Source organism: Mesotoga sp. Brook.08.105.5.1 (genome assembly GCF_002752635.1).
Taxonomy (GTDB): domain Bacteria; phylum Thermotogota; class Thermotogae; order Petrotogales; family Kosmotogaceae; genus Mesotoga.
Window position 1 is genome coordinate 1 of sequence record NZ_AYTW01000019.1, and the last position, 17,059, is coordinate 17,059.

Here is a 17,059-nt window from a genome sequence, read left to right on the forward strand (position 1 = left end):
ATCACTGGAATCTACAATGATTACAGAATAAGGTATCTCCGACAGAAAGCACTCCCGGCACGATAGGTCACATAAGCCTTGAGGTGAAGCACACAGGAAAGCCGTATGCGGGAAATCCGCACGTACGGTTTGAGGTGGCAGGAGATGGAAACGGATGAGATGACCCGCTTGAGGGGGACACTCTCCCGAAAGGGGAGTAAACAGCCTGGCCTCACAAGGTCTGTACTTACACCGCGCCATTTCTTGACCCTACCGTTCTTAAGATCGGTGGAGCGTGGAGAGTTGTTAACAACCGCCAGTCGCCTCCGGCGCCAGTATCGCTTCACGATGCCAGTACGACTCCGTCTCGCAAGCAGACTGGCGAAGGCGAAGCCTTTACTGGCCGTTCTTTCGCTCTTCTGAACCAAAAACAAAGCTCCTAGCTCCGGAACGGAGAATTTGGGCGCAGCGCGTTGGAACTACTCTTCTGCTCTAAAAGGACAGCTCTTCACGCCCTTCTATGAACTATCTCAATCAACGCTGCAGGACTCAGGACAGTTATGAAATCAGCGGGAAAGTGTTTCGCATTCCCCGTAACGATCGGACTGTTAGTGGCTCTAGAGACTTCAACAAAAGGTAAATCCGATAGATCTGGAAGCTCCAAAGAGACAGGTTCGGGAGTCACAAAAAAACCGACCCTAACAAAGAAATCCAGAAGCGCCCGGACATCGTCGCTCCTGAATCCAAATCTCGGTCTTTGAAGAACCCTCTCGTATTCATCGATAATTCTTGCATCGAAACAGGGAAGAACACGACTCGAGAGAATACAATTGAGAACACCTGCGGGACTTCCGTGAGGATTTATTAGAGACGCGACAAGGACGTTTGTGTCTACTACTATCTTCATCTATCTGCTTTTCTGCTTTCAGAGATCTCTCTCTCAATCTCCTCTGAAGAAAGACTATCAAGACCGTTCTTCAAAGACTGGAGTCGCATTCTTTCGACCGCGAGTTCAGCTTTTGCCCGGGAAATAGCTTTTATGAGAAATTCGAGATCCTCGTCCGCCCTTATCATTATTGCCTTAGGCTTCCCGTTAACCGTAACGATAACCTCCGATCCCTCATCAAGCGTTTTCCAGACCGCTGAGGGATTGCTTCTCAGGTCTCGAGTCGCTATGTACTTCATAAAACCACCTCCTGTACAAGTATATTGTACAATAAGACCTACATAATTACCTACGCAATCGCGAACACCAGTCGCGCCGGCGGGGTGGATCAGAGGTAAGAGGGATGAGGATAGAGGTAAGAAGATCAAGATCTTTGCGCTCTTCCAACCTCTAGCCTGTCGCCTCTAACCTCTGCTCTCCCTTCTCGTCGCGCCAGTTCAGCTTCGCGGGCAAAAGATCGATGGAGCGTGAAGCTGAGACAAAGAGCATCGAGACGTTCGCTTCGCTAACGAGAAAGCGAAAATGAAGACTGACGGGCTCTTTGAGTCCCTGTTTTCCACCCGGGTTTTAAGGAAGGGGAGAAAGCGAACTTTCAGGGAAATAAATTTCGCTGTTTTTTGAGAAAAATGGAAACTCCTTTCCCTAAAAAGTTCATTCGTATAAAGCAACTGACAGGGAAGAGAAGATAGCGGATTTTTAGAAAATGCTCCGGAGAAGAGGATTATCCTTTCCGTTATCAAACAGAGTATAATATTTTCTTGAAAGCACTTTCAAGATCTAGATGTCCTTAGTCTCTACCACCTGACAACTGATATAAGCATTCTTCAATAGGCTATTATCATAGTCTTCGTAGCTATTAGAAGCATATTAAGCTTTTACTAGGATTCATAACACTGGAAATTGAAAGCACTTCTTCGAGCATATGCAGGATTTTGTTTTTTGGCACACCCTTGCAAGATAGTGTGTGGATGAAAAACCATCAAGTAGGAGGGAGAAGTTATGAAGAACAGAAAAAGAGGATTTTCACTGGTTGAACTGTTGATAGTGCTCGCAGTTATCGCAGCATTGATTGCAACAATCACCCCCGTGGCACTGAATGCTATCAAAAAGGCCAAGGCAACTCAGGTTGCTCAGAACCTTAAGACTCTCGCCACTGCGCTTGAGAACGCGGCATATGTGAATGGAGCAGATGCCAGTGGAATAAAGAAACCTGATGGAGGTTACTTCACAGCAACAGATGATATCAAATTACTTGCAAGAGATGTTGACAAAGATCTTTACGGTATATGGTACGCAGAAGTAGATGACGGAAAATTCAAAGTGTCTGTCTTTACCAAAGAAGCTGTCGATTTCACGACTTCACAGGGTGTTCTTAAAGATCTCACTAAAACAACACCAAGTACCTATCTAGCAGGCAAAACTCCAACTAAGCTCGGTTTAAATTCTGATAGCCCATTCAGTTTTGGATATAACTTCGAATTCATAGTATATTGATTTCTACAAATAAAAAAAGGCCTTCAAATGAGGGCCTTTTTTATTCCTGATTTTTGGCACACCCTTGCAAGGTAGTGTGTGGATGAAAAAACCATCAAATAGGAGGGAGAAGTTATGAATAACAGAAAAAGAGGATTTTCACTAGTTGAACTTTTGATAGTGCTCGCAGTAATCGCAGCATTGATAGCCACAATCACCCCCGTGGCAATGAATGCTATCAAAAAGGCCAAGGCAACACAGGTAGCACAGAACTTGAAGACACTAGCTAGCGCGCTTGAGAACGCGGCGTATGTGAATGGGATAAATACCGACGGAACGATTAAGAAATCAGGAACAACTACGGGGTCAATCGCGCTAGCTGATCTTGGAAGAGATATAAATGGTGAAGAATATGGTGTTGCGTATACTATGACTACAGGGGGAACAGTACAAGCTGTAATCTTTGCAAAGGTCGATGCAGACAAAGCTGAAGTTGAAAAAGCTCTCAACAGTGTCAAAGAAGCTACTGCTACGGGAGATGATACTATTAGTTTCACAATGCCTGACAGTTCAACAAAGACGTACGCCAATCTCTCGGTAAGGCCTAGCGGGAGCACAGTAAGTATATCTAGCGGGACGAAACTCTTGTACTATTCGATAGAATTCACCATCTATTGATGCCCAAAGGTTCACTAATGTGCTTTGAGAATAAATAGCCCTCGCGATTGAGGGCTTTTTCCGCATTCTGTTTCTTGGCACACCCTTGCAAGTTAGTATCTGGATGAAAAAACCATCAAATAGGAGGGAGAAGTTATGAAGAACAGAAAAAAAGGATTTTCGCTAGTTGAACTGTTAATAGTGCTCGCAGTAATCGCCGCATTGATCGCCACCATCACCCCCGTGGCAATGAATGCTATCAAAAAGGCCAAAGCAACTCAGGTAGCGCAGAACTTGAAGACTCTCGCCACTGCGCTTGAGAACGCGGCGTATGTGAATGGGGTAGACAGCAATGGACGTATTGTGGGAGTAACTAAACTAAGTGATCTTGGAAGAGATATAAATGGTACTTATTACGGAGTTGCCTACACGGAAACAACCTCTGGAAAATTCAAAGCGGTAGTATTCACAACAGACAGTGTGGATGAAGAAGAAGTGATAAAAGTTCTAAAAGATGCAACAAAGACTAGCTTTAGCGCTTCATACAATACCGCAGACTACTTAACTGGAGGCAAGACTGATAATACTGACATGACCGTTCGTTACGAATTCGAATTCACAGTATATTGATAGGTCATAAAACTCAAAAAGCCCTCTTCGGAGGGCTTTTTTATTTGTCCACTAACCCTGTGGCAATAATGCCAAGTATTGAGCAATCGTTTTGAAGGGAATGTTCTTCAATATACTTTCACGTTCAACGGCTATTGATCTTATCAATTATTAACGTCCTCAATGGGGCTTTCTTTCATTCCTGCTTTTTGGCACACCCTTGCAAGATGGTTTGTGGATGAAAAAGCATCTAATAGGAGGGAGAAGTTATGAAGAACAGAAAAAGAGGATTTTCACTTGTTGAACTGTTGATAGTGCTCGCAGTAATCGCAGCATTGATCGCCACCATCACCCCAGTGGCAATGAATGCTATCAAAAAGGCCAAAGCAACACAGGTAGCACAGAACTTGAAGACACTCGCCAGTGCGCTTGAGAACGCGGCGTATGTGAATGGGGTAGATGATAATAAGAAGATCAAAGGGCCTGATGGTAATGAGGAGATTAGGATTGATGATCTGGCCAGAGATCTTCCAAAGAAAGATAACGATCATCTCTATGGTTTTGCCTACACGCAATCATCTGGCAAATATGATGTCGTTGTTTTCTATACTGGAAAGGATGCTAACGCAGACAGTGTCAAGGACGTTCTAAATACATCAGATGTAGGCTATACTTCTACGAATTTGGACGAAGATAATCCTAATAATTTCGTAGATGATGGAGCAGAATACAAAGAAGAAACTGGATACATTTATTACTACTTTGATTTCACGGTCTATTGATTCCACTAATGAAATGGCCCTCCGTGGGAGGGCTTTTTTTATTTCTGTTTCTTGGCACACCCTTGTAAGATGGTGTGTGGATGAAAAACCATCAAATAGGAGGGAGAAGTTATGAAGAACAGAAAAAGAGGATTTTCACTTGTTGAACTGTTGATAGTGCTCGCAGTAATCGCAGCATTGATTGCCACAATCACCCCCGTCGCACTGAATGCTATCAAAAAGGCCAAGGCAACTCAGGTTGCTCAGAACCTTAAGACTCTCGCCACTGCGCTTGAGAACGCGGCGTATGTGAATGGGGTAAATGATAATAAGGAGATCAAAGGACCTGATGGTAATTCGAAGATTAGCATTGATGATCTGGCCAGAGATCTTCCAAAGAAAGATAACGATCATCTCTATGGTTTTGCCTACACGCAATCATCTGGCAAATATGATGTCGTTGTTTTCTATACTGGAAAGGATGCTAACGCAGGCAGTGTCAAGGACGTTCTAAATGCATCAGATGTAGGCTATACTTCTACGAATTTGGACGAAGTTAATCGTAGTAATTTCGTAGACAGTGGTGGAGCAACATACGAAGAAGAAACTGGATACATTTATTACTACTTTGATTTCACGGTCTATTGATTCCAGTAATGAAATGGCCCTCCGTGTGAGGGCTTTTTTTATTTCTGTTTTTTGGCACACCCTTGTAAGATGGTGTGTGGATGAAAAACCATCAAGTAGGAGGGAGAAGTTATGAAGAACAGAAAAAGAGGATTTTCACTTGTTGAACTGTTGATAGTGCTCGCAGTAATCGCAGCATTGATTGCCACAATCACCCCCGTCGCACTGAATGCTATCAAAAAGGCCAAGGCAACTCAGGTTGCTCAGAACTTGAAGACTCTCGCAAGCGCTATTGAAAACGCGGCGTATGTGAATGGAGCAGATGCCAGTGGAATAAAGAAACCTGATGGAGGTTACTTCACAGCAACAGATGATATCAAATTACTTGCAAGAGATGTTGATGCTAATAAATATGGTATAGCGTACAAAGTGTCTACAGATTCTACAAACGCAGGGAAAGTCCAAGTATATGTTGTAACCAATGAAGATGTCTCTGCTGATGAAGTACAAAAGGTTTTAGAAACTGCTACTAAGACAAATTTGCCCAGTTTTGATGGTTACGTCAAGCTTGGCAAAGACAGTTTTACAGGTTCCGTTCTTCAATATACTTTCACGTTCAACGTCTATTGATCTTATCAATTATTAACGCCCTCAAATGAGGGCGTTTTTCTCATTCCTGTTTTTTGGCACACCCTTGCATAAGAGTGTGTGGATGAAAAACCATCAAGTAGGAGGGAGAAGTTATGAAGAACAGAAAAAGAGGATTTTCACTAGTAGAACTGTTGATAGTGCTCGCAGTAATCGCAGCATTGATCGCCACAATCACCCCCGTCGCACTGAATGCAATCCAAAAGGCCAAAGCTACCCAGGTGGCACAGAATCTCAAGACTCTCGCAAGTGCGTTTGAGAATAAGGCTTATGTAGATGGGGCTAATGCAGCTGATGGTCTGGCGAAACTGTCAGATATTGCGCGCGATGTTTCGAGCGACTACATTCTATACTATACGCATACCGCTGGAACATTCACATGTGTCGTTGCGTTTACGCCAACGGATTCAGTAAATCCTGATAAGGTAATAGAAGTCCTCCCAACTGCGGTGAAAGTTGCTCCTTTTCCTGCCATTTCAAGCTGGAAGACCTTGACGAAAAGCAACACCGGTACGAAAGCTGGAGCACTTAGTAGTAGTGATGGACAAATCTTCTATCCTTTCATTTACAGCGTTTATTGATTCTTAGAAACGTTCAAAGAATACCAGGCGGCTCTCTTAACTGAGGTCCTTTTTTTATTCGTGTTTTTTGGCACACCCTTGCATGTTAGTATCTGGATGAAAAACCATCAAATAGGAGGGAGAAGTTATGAAGAACAGAAAAAGAGGATTTTCACTTGTTGAACTGTTGATAGTGCTCGCAGTTATCGCAGCATTGATCGCCACAATCACCCCCGTCGCACTGAATGCAATCCGAAAGGCCAAAGCCACCCAGGTTGCTCAGAACCTTAAGACTCTCGCAAGCGCTATTGAAAACAAGGCTTACGTTGATGGCTCAAGTGCACTAACCTCAACACTCTCTATCAGTTTACTTGCAAGAGATGTAAAGGTCGAAGATTATGGTGCATACATACTTCCAGGAACCGGAGGATCCTACACAGTATCAGTATTCTATGTTGGTGCAGATTCCGATTTCACTTCCGTTAAGGCTGTTTTGGACAATGTCACTAAAGGTTCAATAACAACTGGTACAGGTGGATTCTATCTTAGTGGAGGTCTATCATCTACAAATGGAAACACAATAAAATACGTATTCCCGTTCACAGTATATTGATAGATCATAAAACTCAAAAAGCCCTCTTCGGAGGGCTTTTTTATTTGTCCACTAACCCTGCGGCAATAGTGCCAAGCATTAAGGAATTCTTCCCAATTCCTCACGCATTGATTTCACAAAAAAACAGCCTTCGCCTTTTTCTCTCTCGATGCAGAGCTAAAGTTGCACTTCGCAGTTCCCTATTGCTTGATTTCTAATAAATCAAATTCTCTGTATCCCTCAACCTATAACGTTTCTCAATCTACACTAAGCCTATTCCCGAAACCTGTTGAACCTCTCCAAACGATCCAAAATCCAACCTTCGTCTTTATCCTCACTCTCGATCATCAAACGCGAATTCATCTCTCCCTAGGTCCTCCAAAGCGGCAGACCACAACGCCCTAGCTTTCAAAACATAAGTCTTTGCTTCGACACCTTTCCCTTCCAGAGATCTCCCCCTCCGAGCAGAGAAGCGACCCTATCGTATCTCTGGACATAGCCGCTGAAATCGAGCGTGAGGTAATTCCTGCGATACTCCAGCCCACCCCGGAGAATTATCGTATATTCGACCTCCAGTCCAAAGAGATAAGACGGCTCGACTATCTCTTCGGCGCCGTGCATAAGAGTATTGGGCCTCAACCCACAACCAATAAAGAGAACCAGACCGTCTCTTTCAACGAGCTTTATAAATGACGAATTAAAGGCAGTCAGGAGTGCGATCCATATGATGATCTGCCGTAAGCTCATCTGCCAGAGGGGCCATGGCGTAGACAGAATGCGTAGCATGAACGCTTCTCACCACCCCGTGACTTCTTCTGAAAGCCTCCGAGATCGCGCCCACATTCGACGGCGTCTTCTCATGATCGGAAATCTGGCTGAGCCGCGTAACAGACCTGAACGATAGCGCGAGCATCATAACAGTAATCCCTCTTTTTGAAGACTCTTCAAAGCCTCGACCACAGACTCTGCCCCGCCCTGCACAAAGCTCATCGAAGAAAGCGAAGAATGGATAAGGACTAACTTATAATCGCCTATCAAATGGACAATCGAATCCTCAATCTTCCCCTGCTCATCAAACATCTCTTCTATCTTCTTAACGCCCTTAAGAGCCGTGGTGGGTTGTGCGTTGTGGGCTGTCGGTAAGAGCCGAGAAAGAACATCGAGAGTTCGCTTCGCCCACGAGAGGACGAGAACTCCTCTCTCCTGTTTCTCGTACTCTCTCCTCATCTCGTACTCTCGATGCTCTTCTTTGAAACAGTAACACTCCGTCACTTCGTGGCCCTCCTCCCTCAAGGGAGGACCTAAGATCATCATCCAAAGAGCTTGATAGGTCTTGAAGCTCTCGCTCTGCTCGGACCGGAGAACGGTGAACCGATAACGGATAACCTTTCTTATTCAACTTGCAACTTGTCACTTGCAACTGTTTCAAAGATCGAGATTCTGACCAGAAGCGTGTCAGAATGACGAAAAGCAAGAAAAGACAGTCATCCCGTAGAGCCTGCCCTGAAATGCTCCTGTTCAGGGATTCTGTTTCAGGCAACTATTAAGATCTCCCATGCGGATCTGCCTTCTCTTTGCTATTCATAGTTTCGAATGGTTTCTCTCGAAGCAAAGCTTCATCTCAAACTCAAAGCGACTTCTCGTTCTCTCGTTCTGGTCTCGCTTCGTCGGAGAACCGATAACGGATAACCGTTCCTGCAACTTGCAGAGCCTACAAGTCTAAGATGCTATAATATTCGTGAGGTGTTGACGATGGATTACAAGGACTTCATTCATTCAGATTCAAGAATAATGCTTGGCAAACCAGTAATCAAGGGAACAAGGATAACTGTCGAGCACATACTTTCAGAACTTACGGCCGGAATGGAGATTTCTGAAATCGTTGAAGCGCATCCTTCATTAGACAAAGAGAAGGTCAGGGCAGCAATCGCTTATGCTCTTGATGTATTACGCAACGAGGACGTGTACTCTCTTGCCGAAAAGAAGTGAAACGCTTTCCTTACTCGCTGATGAGAACATCGATCAAAGGTTAGTATCTAGCCTAAGGCTAGCCGGTATCTCTGTGTACTCAGTAGCAGAATCGGCTACAGGAATCACAGATGAGGAAGTTATGGGACTCTCAAAAGATTTAGGCGCGTTGATCTTGACAGATGACAAAGACTTTGGGGAGATAGTGTTCAGAAAACAGAGGAGTTGTCCTGGCATTGTTCTCCTTAGACTTACTGGTGTGGATTATTCCTGCAAAGCAGACCAGGTAATACAAGTTATAAAAAAGTATGGTAGTGAAATGATCGGCAAATTCGTTGTGATAACTGCAGAAAGAGTCAGGATACGGAAGTTCTTGCCCGGAGCAAAATAAGTCCGTCATAGTACTATCCTTACTCTTGAGTGTCCCGCTTTCAAGGCCTTCTACTTTGAGCATTCGCGCACCGTATACTGCCAGCTCTTAACGAACAACATCTAAAGCTCAACGAAGAATTACATTGCTCAAATAGAAATGATGGGGTCTCCTTTTTTATGCTACTTGCACCTTTAGTTCCGACCTCAGAACCAGTTCTGATATCAGAACACTTTCAGTACGCATCAAAAAACCCTCGAAACCCCTAGAGAGTGCTGCGTTGCGCGTAGGAGCGAGCAAATGCATTCAAAGTTGATTGTGAATAGCAAAAAAGAGGGACTGACAAGTCCTCAAATGAATGTGCCCACAAACAGCGGCTTCTCGCTGGACGCTGACCGCTGTAAGCGAAAATAGGGATAGACGGGCTCCTGACGTCTGTACCGTTTTTCGCGTCCTCTCGCCTTCTCTTCCTCTCTCCTCTTCCCGCTCTTTCAGCTCTTGCCAGACCCTAGACCCCATACCCCAGACCTGGTTCGTACCAAGAACTTGGACGCGAAGCGTCGGAACGAAGAACTGCTCTTCTCCCGCTCTTCCCAAGGACGGCTCTTCGCTCGCCAACTAAATCACTGCAATTCATGATACAATTTTCATGAACATCGGCAGATACAGAATGATGCAGGTATTCGTTGAGAGTGTTGTTGAAGAGGTGAGATTATTGAACTCAACAAGGCATCAACTGCCTCAGAAGAAGATTATTAAAATAGATGAACTCAAAGACATGGGATATAGCTTCTATCGTATCAAGAAGCTTATCGAGGAGAATATCCTTAAGAAACTGACACGCAAAAGCTATGAAAATCTAATCTACGAGGGTGAGGAATCAGACTTCTACTATGTCAATGCTTATGTGCCAAGGGGCGTGATCTGCCTGATTAGCTCGGCAATCTATTGGCAGCTTACCACAGAACGTTCCACAGCAATAGACGTGGCGATTCCCAGGAGCGACAGGATTTATACGATGCCAGAGTGGCCTCAGATTCAACTTTACTATTACAACGACATACGATACAAAACCGGAATCATGACTATTCACGAAGACTCGAATCAGTTCTCCATTTATGACCCGGAAAAGACTGTAATCGACATTCTGCAATATCGCGAAAGACTCGGCATTGAAGTCGCAAAGGAAGTGCTTGTTCAGTATCTCGCAAAAAAGGATCGAAACCTGAACAAACTATACAGATATGCCAAGGAACTCGGCAATTCAAAGATACTGAGAACCTATCTGGAGGTACTGCTATGAACAAGGCAGCATCTGTAAAAGCCCGGCTAAGAAATCTAGCCGAGAAGCAAGGCAGGAGTTATCAGGATCTACTGCAAATCTATGCGCTTGAACGTACCATATACAGATTATCCATATCTCCCCACAAAGACGAATTCACATTGAAAGGTGGGATCTTTCTTTATGCGCTATTTGAAGGGCGGTTCCCGCGATCAACAACCGATATAGATCTGCTGGGGCAGAAAATCAGCAACGAAAGGGAATCTCTCGAGAAGGTTTTCTATGATATCTTCTCGGTAGATACCGACGACGGGATACGCTTTGATCTGGAAAGCATGAACCTACGTTCCATTGCAGGTGCAAAACAATACCCCGGTACTCGGGTAACCATTACGGCCTACTTGGAGCGAACAAGACTATCCATAACCGTCGATGTCGGATTTGGCGACTGCATAACACCGGAGAGAGTTCAGATGGAATTCCCGGTTCTGCTGAATGATCCGCAGCCGGTTGTCTTTGCATACTCAAAAGAATCGGTTATCGCAGAAAAACTGGAAGCGATAGCCTCGCTGGGTTTTCTGACCAGTCGCTACAAAGACTTCTACGACATCTTTTTGCTGTCCAGGTTCTTCCGTTTCAATGGCACAACACTGCAAGCCGCAATTGGGGAAACATTTAGAAATCGTGGCACACCGATGGAAGAGATCGTCGCATTCGAGAAGCAATTCACTTCCGATTCACTCCATCAGCGAAGATGGACAGCCTTCGCTAAAAAGAAAAACACCACGTTTTATGCATTTCTTGAGGAAGTTATAGGTCAAATCAAGAACTTCCTTGTACCTGTACTTGAAGCTCTGCAAAGAGACGAGATCTTCGCCTCACACTGGGAGCCTGATGACCTAAGCTGGAAATGACCACTGTATTTGTGGAGTTTGTAAGAGCCGGGAAAGAACAGCGAGAGTTCGCTTCGCTCACGAGAAGACGAGAGCGAAAATAGGGACTGACAAATCTCTTCATGTCTGTCCCATTTTTCGCGTCCGCCCTCTCTTCTCTCTCTTCCCAAGGACGGCTCTTGAAAAAATGGAGTCCCTATTTTTGACAAATTTACGAATAGCAGAGGCGAAAAACAAGAATGCATAGAAAGTCAAATCTGATTTGAAGGATTATCTACTTGGCAGATGAAAGAAAGTGCCCTCAACACTTCCTCTAAACTTGATATCGAATCATTTCAGTATTTCGCTCTGAATGTTACTAACTCTTCTTCGGTCTCCCTATTGGTCTTCTTGTAAGTGAGACACCGAGCTCCTTCTCAAGATCGGCTACAAGATTCTCGGCAAACAAAGGCTTTCCAGAAAACGTATTTCCCCTGATTCTACTGAGAAAATCATCTTCATCCGGAAAGCCAAGAAACTCTCTCCAGCCTTCTGGATTCCAGTTGAGATCGAAATCCTTCAACGAAGAAAGTTGAATGTTCTTGCCGGAAGCTATTGAAACCTTAGAAGATAGAGCGTTGCCTTCAGAGACTTTCTCATCTGTCGTGATAGATCGGGGACGAACTTGCTCTTCACCTATGTCCACAGATTTACTGCCAGCATCTCTAGAAGAGCTATCGCTTTCATCGGAAACGTCTACCATCACACTCATACCAACGTGTTCCCTAGCGCTCGACCATTCATACTCCCAGGGAAAGTGAACCATCTTGGCCCGAACGGGATTCCTTTCAACATACTTGAGTGCCTCCAGGGCGTGATCGCGATGCAGGGGACATGAGTAGAAGCGCGCCTGCCAGAGATGGCCGGCTCTCCGGTTCTTCTTGTTGAAGTAGCTTGAGTACCGCATATTGGTGTACTTGAAGGTCATTGCAAGTGAATCGTTTCTAAGGGGAGCCGCTAAGAAATGCACGTGATTGGTCATAAGACAGTAAGCGTAGATCTTCATTTCATACTTTCTCGAATACTCACTGACGAACTCAATGTACTTCTTCCTGTCGGCAGAATCCTCAAATATGCTCTGCCTATAATTACCTCTTTGAGTAATGTGATGAACAACACCTTCGAATACGACCCGAGCTGACCTCGGCATCATCATCACCTCGAACCATAAAAATGAAAGAATCAATCGAGCAAACCCAGATTCTAACGCCTGGCTCAGATCCTGTCGTCCCGTAGTGCTTTAATACGGGATCTCGCTCACATTCAACACAAATTATATCAAAAATGGAGTCTGTCCCGTTTTTCGCTCTCTAGAACCTGCTGATCGCTGTGAGTGAAACCCTTCGCCAGTTCCGCTCCGCGGCCAAGAACCAAGAACCTGGACGCGAAGCGTCGGAACGAGGAACTGCTCTTGTTCCTAAAAATGGAGTCCCTATTTTTGTCGATCGCGAGCACCAGTCGCGGCGGGGTGGATCAGAGGTAAGGGTGATGAGGATAGAGGTAAGAAGATCAAGATCTTTGCGCTCTTCCAACCTCTAGCCTGTCGCCTCTAACCTCTGCTCTCCCTTCTCGTCGCGCCAGTTCCGCTCCGCGGCCTAAGAACCAAGAACCTGGACGCGAAGCGTCGGAACGAGGAACCGCTTTTGTTCCTAAAAATGGAGTCCCTATTTTTCACTTTTTTTCGACAGCTGATCGCTGGTAAGAACCGATTCTGAAAAAATGGAGTCTGTCCCCTTTTTTCGTTTTGTCCCCTTTTTTCGTTTTTTGATGTCTGTCGCTTTTTCGCGTCCTCTCGGCCTCTCTTTCTCTCTCTCTTCCTCTCTCCTCTTTCCCGCTCTTCCCAAGGACGGGTCCACGCTCTTGGACGAAGGTCGAAGGACGGCTCTTGAAAAAATGGAGTCTGTCCCTATTTTCACCTCTTTTCCTTTTTAACATTTTGTTCCTAAAAATGGAGTCTGTCCCCTTTTTAACATTTGGAAAACTATCGACCGCAAACGTGCTCCAACCGAACGAACACCTGTGTTACTGAATAATGGAGTCCCTATTTGTTCTAAGATCCGCTGAACGCTGTAAAACATGGTTCGCCGTTGACCGTTCAAGATCATGAACCCGTTCACCGAAAAGGCCGCTGTACGCTTAAGAACGAGAACCCGGTGATCGCTGTGAAATACGGTTCACCGTTGACCGACCGTTCAAGATCATGAACCCGTTCACCGAAAAGACCGCTGTACGCTTAAGAACGAGAACCCGCTGATCGCTGGTAAGAACCGATTCTGAAAAAATGGAGTCTGTCCCGTTTTTTTTTCTATTTTTGTCCCTCAATGAACAAATCACTAATGCTGCAGAAAGAACACAAGAGGAAAGTGGAATAAGTATCATTAATAGCGGCGTTAAATTGAACGATAATGGATACGAAGCAACCTTATCATTCCAAACACACGGGATCTCGCCCTGAAGAGCCGCTGCACACTTAAGAACGAGGACCCGCTGATCGCTGGTAAGAACCGATTCTGAAAAAATGGAGTCTGTCCCCTTTTTGCCCCGGGACTGACAGGCTCTTGATGTCTGTCCCATTTTTCGCGTCCTCTCTTCCTCTCTCCTCTTCCCGCTCTTCCAAGGACGGGTCCACGCTCTTGGACGAAGGTCGAAGGACGGCTCTCTGCACGCTCTTATGAACGAAGAACTGCTCTTGTTCTAAAAATGGAGTCCCTATTTTTAGCCCTCTCCTCTTCATGATCTTTCGAAGGACGGGTTCAAGATCTTGGACGAAGGACCAAGGACGTCTTCTTGCTCTTCTGAGGAATCAGGATGCGAAGCGTCGGAACGAAGAACTGCTCTTGTTCATAAAAATGGAGTCTGTCCCGTTTTTCGCGGCTGTGAAATGCGGTTCACCGCTGACCGTTCAAGATCATGAACCTGTCATTCGTCAAGACCCAGCACAGATTGTGACCAAGATCAAGTCTGGATGACGAAGTGAGTGGTTCTGATAGACAGCTTCTGTATGCTCCCGTTATTTGGGTCTAGGTCTTGTTTTTTTCTCCTGCCCAACCACCAACCTCTATCTGCAACCTCGGTCGAGTGTTCGTTCCACTTTATCATTCGGCTTGACAGAACTCACCCAAAACTATAAAATATTTATACTATATGTTAATCACTGTCAAGTCACGGAGAGGAGATCAAGTGAGATTAGAACTTTTTTTTGAAGAATCACCGGTCTTCACGACTCATGAACTAAAAGAATTTCTGAAGAAGAATGAAGCGAAGAGTCTTGAGAACTACAGCGTTCTTCTGAATTATCACGTTAAGAGAGGCCGTGTCCTCAAAATCTGTCGTGGTCTCTACGCAGTGGTGCCCCTTAACCAGAAGGTAGAACAATTCGCCCCTGATTCATTTCTCATTGCGGCAAAGAGAACGGAGGATGCGATTCTTGCTTATCATACGGCTCAGGAATTCAATGGGAATACCTACTCGCTTTTCAGTACCAGAACATTCTTGACTATGAAGAGTGTGCATCCTTTAGTTTTCAGGGAAATCGAATACATACCGACTCACCCCTCTCAGAACCTGCTTCGCTCAGACAACTACTTCCTACTCACAGAACAAGTGGATATAAAAGGTATAAACGTTCTTATAACCAGCAGAGAAAGAACGTTTGCAGATATGCTCGATAGACCCAATCTATGTGGCGGAATTGAAGAGGTCTGGCGTTCCCTCAAAATGACCGAGTATCTAAACACCGAAAACCTGCTGAAGTATCTGAGAGCACTTGACAACTCTACCACGAGTGCCAAAGTCGGCTTCTTCTTACAAAGACATCCGAAAATCACAGACAATGACCAGACTCTACTGAGAGAACTGAAAAAAATGATCCCAGTTTCGCCGCATTACTTTGATCGATCACGAGTTGACAGAGCAAGGTTGGTAAAGGAATGGAATCTCGTAATTCCTGAATACATATTGAATGAAAGGTGGGAAGAACAATGAGAATGTCCAGGGAGACTCTGTCCAGATTATCCGGTCAGACGGGCTATCGGCAGGAGATTATTGAGAAAGTCTCTCTACTGCTTTCATGGCTTGATCGCGCATCAAGTATCGATCGTCTTACAGGAAGTTTCGCTCTAAAGGGGGGAACGGCAATTAATCTATTCTTCTTGGAAATTCCAAGATTGTCGGTAGATATAGATATCAACTATATTGGATCACCCACTCGAGAAGAACTCGACCGTGACAGAAACGGTTTTGAGAACATCATAGAATCAGTATGCCACGAAGAGAGCCTGTCCATAAGAAACAAAAGGGATTCAGAAGCGGCCACCTCTTATTCATTGAGGTACGTAAGCTCCCTATCTTCTGGAGGAAATCTGTCTATTGACATAAACTACATGATGAGGGTTCCACTGTTTGAAATAGAAACAATGGATTCAAGGCAGGTAGGTAGTCAAATAGCCCGTAGAGTTCCATTAGTAAACAAGCTGGAAGTTTTCGCCTCGAAAATCGCGGCCTGCTTTTCGCGAAAAACAAGCAGAGACCTTTATGATGTATATCTGCTTGACAAGCAAATATACACCCTTGATCTTGAAAAACTCCGGCTTGCCTTTACGGTTTTTGGGGGGATGAATCGAGAAAACTGGCTCGAAATAGACGAAAAATCATTTCGAGTAAATAAGAATGACCTGAAAAAACGATTGCTGCCACTTCTAAGAGGCACACTTGACAAAGAAAAACTCGACATTCTTGCCAGTGATATCGAAAGATCTTGCGAGAAAGTAGTCTCCTATTTGCTGCCTCTGAAGGACAATGAAAGAGAATTCTTAAGAATCCTAAACGAAAAAGGCGAAATCAGACCAGAAATCATTACCGATGACAAAGAACTGTCAGATAGAATTAAAAAGCTGCCTATGCTCAAATGGAAAGCACTGAATGTTAGGCAAACTCTTCAAGGCTGATCAAAGAAGTCTCGTGAACTGTAACGCCCTTTTACTGTCATTCCGTCGCGCCTGCCCTGAAGTGGTCCAGTTCAGGGAAACTGCACGGGATCTGGTCTTGAAAACACTCCTAGGACCGAGATCCTGGCCTGAAGCACGCCAGGATGACCCAAAGCAAGAAAAGGCTGTCATCCCGATATGCAACTGATCGGGATTTGTTCTTGAGAACGCTCCAAAGACCGAGGTCCTAACCAGGGTGTGCCAAGAAGGCGAAGAAGGAAACTTCAAGCCATGCTTAATCGAAGATGAGGGAGGGCCCCTCGAAGCCGCCATGCAGGTGGAGGCTTCAAACCACCGTAAGCTGCTGTGGTAAAGAGCCATGGTAGTGAACGTTACGGGAAAAGGCGGGACAGCGATCCCGTCAGGTGAGTACCAGAGGAGACGAATACAAGTGAACCACCGTAAACGTGTCGTAAGGACCTTTAGTGTCATCAAAACCGGGAAGCCTGGTTATCCCGGGATAAGTCTGGAGGAAACCTGCTTACTGTCCAGATGGTGACCGGCATATAGGTGGCGTGACCCTGGTACAGGCTTCGATTAGGAACTTGGGAACCTGGATCTGGATGTTAAGGGAAAAGCCGCAAGTGGAAGACCCACGAGGGTGAAAGTACCGATGCCAGATTCAGGGGCGGAACAGTCCGTAGTAGTGATGAAGCTCCTGTAATGGGAG

At 45.0% G+C, this 17,059-nt stretch carries 19 protein-coding genes; 14 read left to right on the forward strand and 5 right to left on the reverse strand.

The window, feature by feature from the left end; all coding sequences use genetic code 11:
• Nucleotides 1-487 precede the first annotated feature (487 nt).
• Complete coding sequence (locus V512_RS08415) at nucleotides 488-886, reverse strand: putative toxin-antitoxin system toxin component, PIN family (RefSeq protein ID WP_099830047.1); 399 nt, start codon at nucleotides 884-886, stop codon at nucleotides 488-490.
• Complete coding sequence (locus tag V512_RS08420) at nucleotides 883-1,164, reverse strand: type II toxin-antitoxin system Phd/YefM family antitoxin (protein WP_099830048.1); 282 nt, start codon at nucleotides 1,162-1,164, stop codon at nucleotides 883-885. Before V512_RS08420 ends, V512_RS08415 begins: the two co-directional genes overlap by 4 nt.
• A gap of 760 nt (nucleotides 1,165-1,924) precedes the next feature.
• Here V512_RS08420 and V512_RS08425 point away from each other — a divergent pair.
• The 8 genes from V512_RS08425 to V512_RS08460 all read left to right on the forward strand — a co-directional run bounded on the left by V512_RS08425 (nucleotide 1,925) and on the right by V512_RS08460 (nucleotide 6,873).
• Entirely contained in the window at nucleotides 1,925-2,419 is a 495-nt protein-coding gene (locus V512_RS08425) for a type II secretion system protein (protein WP_099830049.1), read from the forward strand.
• Between the two features lie 114 nt (nucleotides 2,420-2,533).
• Nucleotides 2,534-3,076, forward strand: coding sequence for a type II secretion system protein (locus V512_RS15030; protein ID WP_243392331.1), 543 nt, complete (start codon nucleotides 2,534-2,536; stop codon nucleotides 3,074-3,076).
• Between the two features lie 135 nt (nucleotides 3,077-3,211).
• Entirely contained in the window at nucleotides 3,212-3,685 is a 474-nt protein-coding gene (locus V512_RS08435) for a type II secretion system protein (protein ID WP_099830050.1), read from the forward strand.
• A gap of 248 nt (nucleotides 3,686-3,933) precedes the next feature.
• Nucleotides 3,934-4,446, forward strand: a complete 513-nt coding sequence (locus tag V512_RS08440; protein WP_099830051.1) for a type II secretion system protein — start codon at nucleotides 3,934-3,936, stop codon at nucleotides 4,444-4,446.
• A 111-nt stretch (nucleotides 4,447-4,557) separates the two neighbouring features.
• A complete protein-coding gene (locus V512_RS08445; protein WP_099830052.1) occupies nucleotides 4,558-5,073 on the forward strand; it encodes a prepilin-type N-terminal cleavage/methylation domain-containing protein in 516 nt (171 codons plus the stop codon).
• A 111-nt stretch (nucleotides 5,074-5,184) separates the two neighbouring features.
• Nucleotides 5,185-5,682 (forward strand): type II secretion system protein, encoded by a 498-nt coding sequence (locus V512_RS08450; RefSeq protein ID WP_099830053.1) that lies wholly within the window; start codon nucleotides 5,185-5,187, stop codon nucleotides 5,680-5,682.
• A 113-nt stretch (nucleotides 5,683-5,795) separates the two neighbouring features.
• Nucleotides 5,796-6,281 carry a type II secretion system protein gene (locus V512_RS08455; protein WP_099830054.1) on the forward strand — a complete coding sequence of 162 codons (486 nt, stop codon included), beginning with the start codon at nucleotides 5,796-5,798 and terminating at the stop codon, nucleotides 6,279-6,281.
• Nucleotides 6,282-6,408: 127 nt separating this feature from the next.
• The gene (locus V512_RS08460; RefSeq protein ID WP_099830055.1) at nucleotides 6,409-6,873 is read left to right on the forward strand and encodes a type II secretion system protein; all 465 of its coding nucleotides are present in this window, start codon (nucleotides 6,409-6,411) and stop codon (nucleotides 6,871-6,873) included.
• Nucleotides 6,874-7,260: 387 nt separating this feature from the next.
• Here V512_RS08460 and V512_RS08465 read toward each other — a convergent pair whose 3' ends face one another.
• Complete coding sequence (locus V512_RS08465) at nucleotides 7,261-7,638, reverse strand: AAC(3) family N-acetyltransferase (protein ID WP_099830056.1); 378 nt, start codon at nucleotides 7,636-7,638, stop codon at nucleotides 7,261-7,263.
• A gap of 126 nt (nucleotides 7,639-7,764) precedes the next feature.
• Nucleotides 7,765-8,124 carry a hypothetical protein gene (locus tag V512_RS08475; RefSeq protein ID WP_099830058.1) on the reverse strand — a complete coding sequence of 120 codons (360 nt, stop codon included), beginning with the start codon at nucleotides 8,122-8,124 and terminating at the stop codon, nucleotides 7,765-7,767.
• Between the two features lie 480 nt (nucleotides 8,125-8,604).
• Here V512_RS08475 and V512_RS08480 point away from each other — a divergent pair, with 480 nt between their 5' ends.
• The 4 genes from V512_RS08480 to V512_RS08500 all read left to right on the forward strand — a co-directional run bounded on the left by V512_RS08480 (nucleotide 8,605) and on the right by V512_RS08500 (nucleotide 11,386).
• Nucleotides 8,605-8,841: a DUF433 domain-containing protein gene (locus tag V512_RS08480; protein ID WP_006486348.1), complete on the forward strand. Its 237-nt coding sequence runs from the start codon at nucleotides 8,605-8,607 to the stop codon at nucleotides 8,839-8,841.
• A complete protein-coding gene (locus V512_RS08485; RefSeq protein ID WP_243392335.1) occupies nucleotides 8,795-9,211 on the forward strand; it encodes a DUF5615 family PIN-like protein in 417 nt (138 codons plus the stop codon). Before V512_RS08480 ends, V512_RS08485 begins: the two co-directional genes overlap by 47 nt.
• Nucleotides 9,212-9,860: 649 nt before the next feature.
• Nucleotides 9,861-10,493, forward strand: coding sequence for a hypothetical protein (locus V512_RS08495; protein WP_243392332.1), 633 nt, complete (start codon nucleotides 9,861-9,863; stop codon nucleotides 10,491-10,493).
• A complete protein-coding gene (locus V512_RS08500) occupies nucleotides 10,490-11,386 on the forward strand; it encodes a nucleotidyl transferase AbiEii/AbiGii toxin family protein (protein WP_099830062.1) in 897 nt (298 codons plus the stop codon). Before V512_RS08495 ends, V512_RS08500 begins: the two co-directional genes overlap by 4 nt.
• A gap of 337 nt (nucleotides 11,387-11,723) precedes the next feature.
• Here V512_RS08500 and V512_RS15035 read toward each other — a convergent pair whose 3' ends face one another.
• Nucleotides 11,724-12,554 (reverse strand): transposase, encoded by an 831-nt coding sequence (locus V512_RS15035; RefSeq protein ID WP_243392333.1) that lies wholly within the window; start codon nucleotides 12,552-12,554, stop codon nucleotides 11,724-11,726.
• Nucleotides 12,555-14,584: 2,030 nt separating this feature from the next.
• Between V512_RS15035 and V512_RS08520 the strand changes: the two genes are divergently transcribed.
• A complete protein-coding gene (locus V512_RS08520) occupies nucleotides 14,585-15,388 on the forward strand; it encodes a type IV toxin-antitoxin system AbiEi family antitoxin domain-containing protein (protein WP_099830065.1) in 804 nt (267 codons plus the stop codon).
• Nucleotides 15,385-16,350 (forward strand): nucleotidyl transferase AbiEii/AbiGii toxin family protein, encoded by a 966-nt coding sequence (locus V512_RS08525; protein WP_243392334.1) that lies wholly within the window; start codon nucleotides 15,385-15,387, stop codon nucleotides 16,348-16,350. The genes V512_RS08520 and V512_RS08525 overlap by 4 nt, the downstream gene beginning before the upstream one ends.
• Nucleotides 16,351-17,059 lie beyond the last annotated feature (709 nt).

What these genes read in the sequence shown, in the direction of transcription:
- V512_RS08465 (WP_099830056.1), bottom strand. Translation starts at nt 7,638, where the DNA reads ATGCTACGCATTCTGTCTACGCCATGGCCCCTCTGGCAGATGAGCTTA.
- V512_RS08500 (WP_099830062.1), top strand. Translation starts at nt 10,490, where the DNA reads ATGAACAAGGCAGCATCTGTAAAAGCCCGGCTAAGAAATCTAGCCGAG.
- V512_RS08455 (WP_099830054.1), top strand. Translation starts at nt 5,796, where the DNA reads ATGAAGAACAGAAAAAGAGGATTTTCACTAGTAGAACTGTTGATAGTG.
- V512_RS08435 (WP_099830050.1), top strand. Translation starts at nt 3,212, where the DNA reads ATGAAGAACAGAAAAAAAGGATTTTCGCTAGTTGAACTGTTAATAGTG.
- V512_RS08420 (WP_099830048.1), bottom strand. Translation starts at nt 1,164, where the DNA reads ATGAAGTACATAGCGACTCGAGACCTGAGAAGCAATCCCTCAGCGGTC.
- V512_RS08440 (WP_099830051.1), top strand. Translation starts at nt 3,934, where the DNA reads ATGAAGAACAGAAAAAGAGGATTTTCACTTGTTGAACTGTTGATAGTG.
- V512_RS08415 (WP_099830047.1), bottom strand. Translation starts at nt 886, where the DNA reads ATGAAGATAGTAGTAGACACAAACGTCCTTGTCGCGTCTCTAATAAAT.
- V512_RS08525 (WP_243392334.1), top strand. Translation starts at nt 15,385, where the DNA reads ATGAGAATGTCCAGGGAGACTCTGTCCAGATTATCCGGTCAGACGGGC.
- V512_RS15035 (WP_243392333.1), bottom strand. Translation starts at nt 12,554, where the DNA reads ATGCCGAGGTCAGCTCGGGTCGTATTCGAAGGTGTTGTTCATCACATT.
- V512_RS15030 (WP_243392331.1), top strand. Translation starts at nt 2,534, where the DNA reads ATGAATAACAGAAAAAGAGGATTTTCACTAGTTGAACTTTTGATAGTG.
- V512_RS08485 (WP_243392335.1), top strand. Translation starts at nt 8,795, where the DNA reads ATGTATTACGCAACGAGGACGTGTACTCTCTTGCCGAAAAGAAGTGAA.
- V512_RS08445 (WP_099830052.1), top strand. Translation starts at nt 4,558, where the DNA reads ATGAAGAACAGAAAAAGAGGATTTTCACTTGTTGAACTGTTGATAGTG.
- V512_RS08450 (WP_099830053.1), top strand. Translation starts at nt 5,185, where the DNA reads ATGAAGAACAGAAAAAGAGGATTTTCACTTGTTGAACTGTTGATAGTG.
- V512_RS08495 (WP_243392332.1), top strand. Translation starts at nt 9,861, where the DNA reads ATGATGCAGGTATTCGTTGAGAGTGTTGTTGAAGAGGTGAGATTATTG.
- V512_RS08460 (WP_099830055.1), top strand. Translation starts at nt 6,409, where the DNA reads ATGAAGAACAGAAAAAGAGGATTTTCACTTGTTGAACTGTTGATAGTG.
- V512_RS08425 (WP_099830049.1), top strand. Translation starts at nt 1,925, where the DNA reads ATGAAGAACAGAAAAAGAGGATTTTCACTGGTTGAACTGTTGATAGTG.
- V512_RS08480 (WP_006486348.1), top strand. Translation starts at nt 8,605, where the DNA reads ATGGATTACAAGGACTTCATTCATTCAGATTCAAGAATAATGCTTGGC.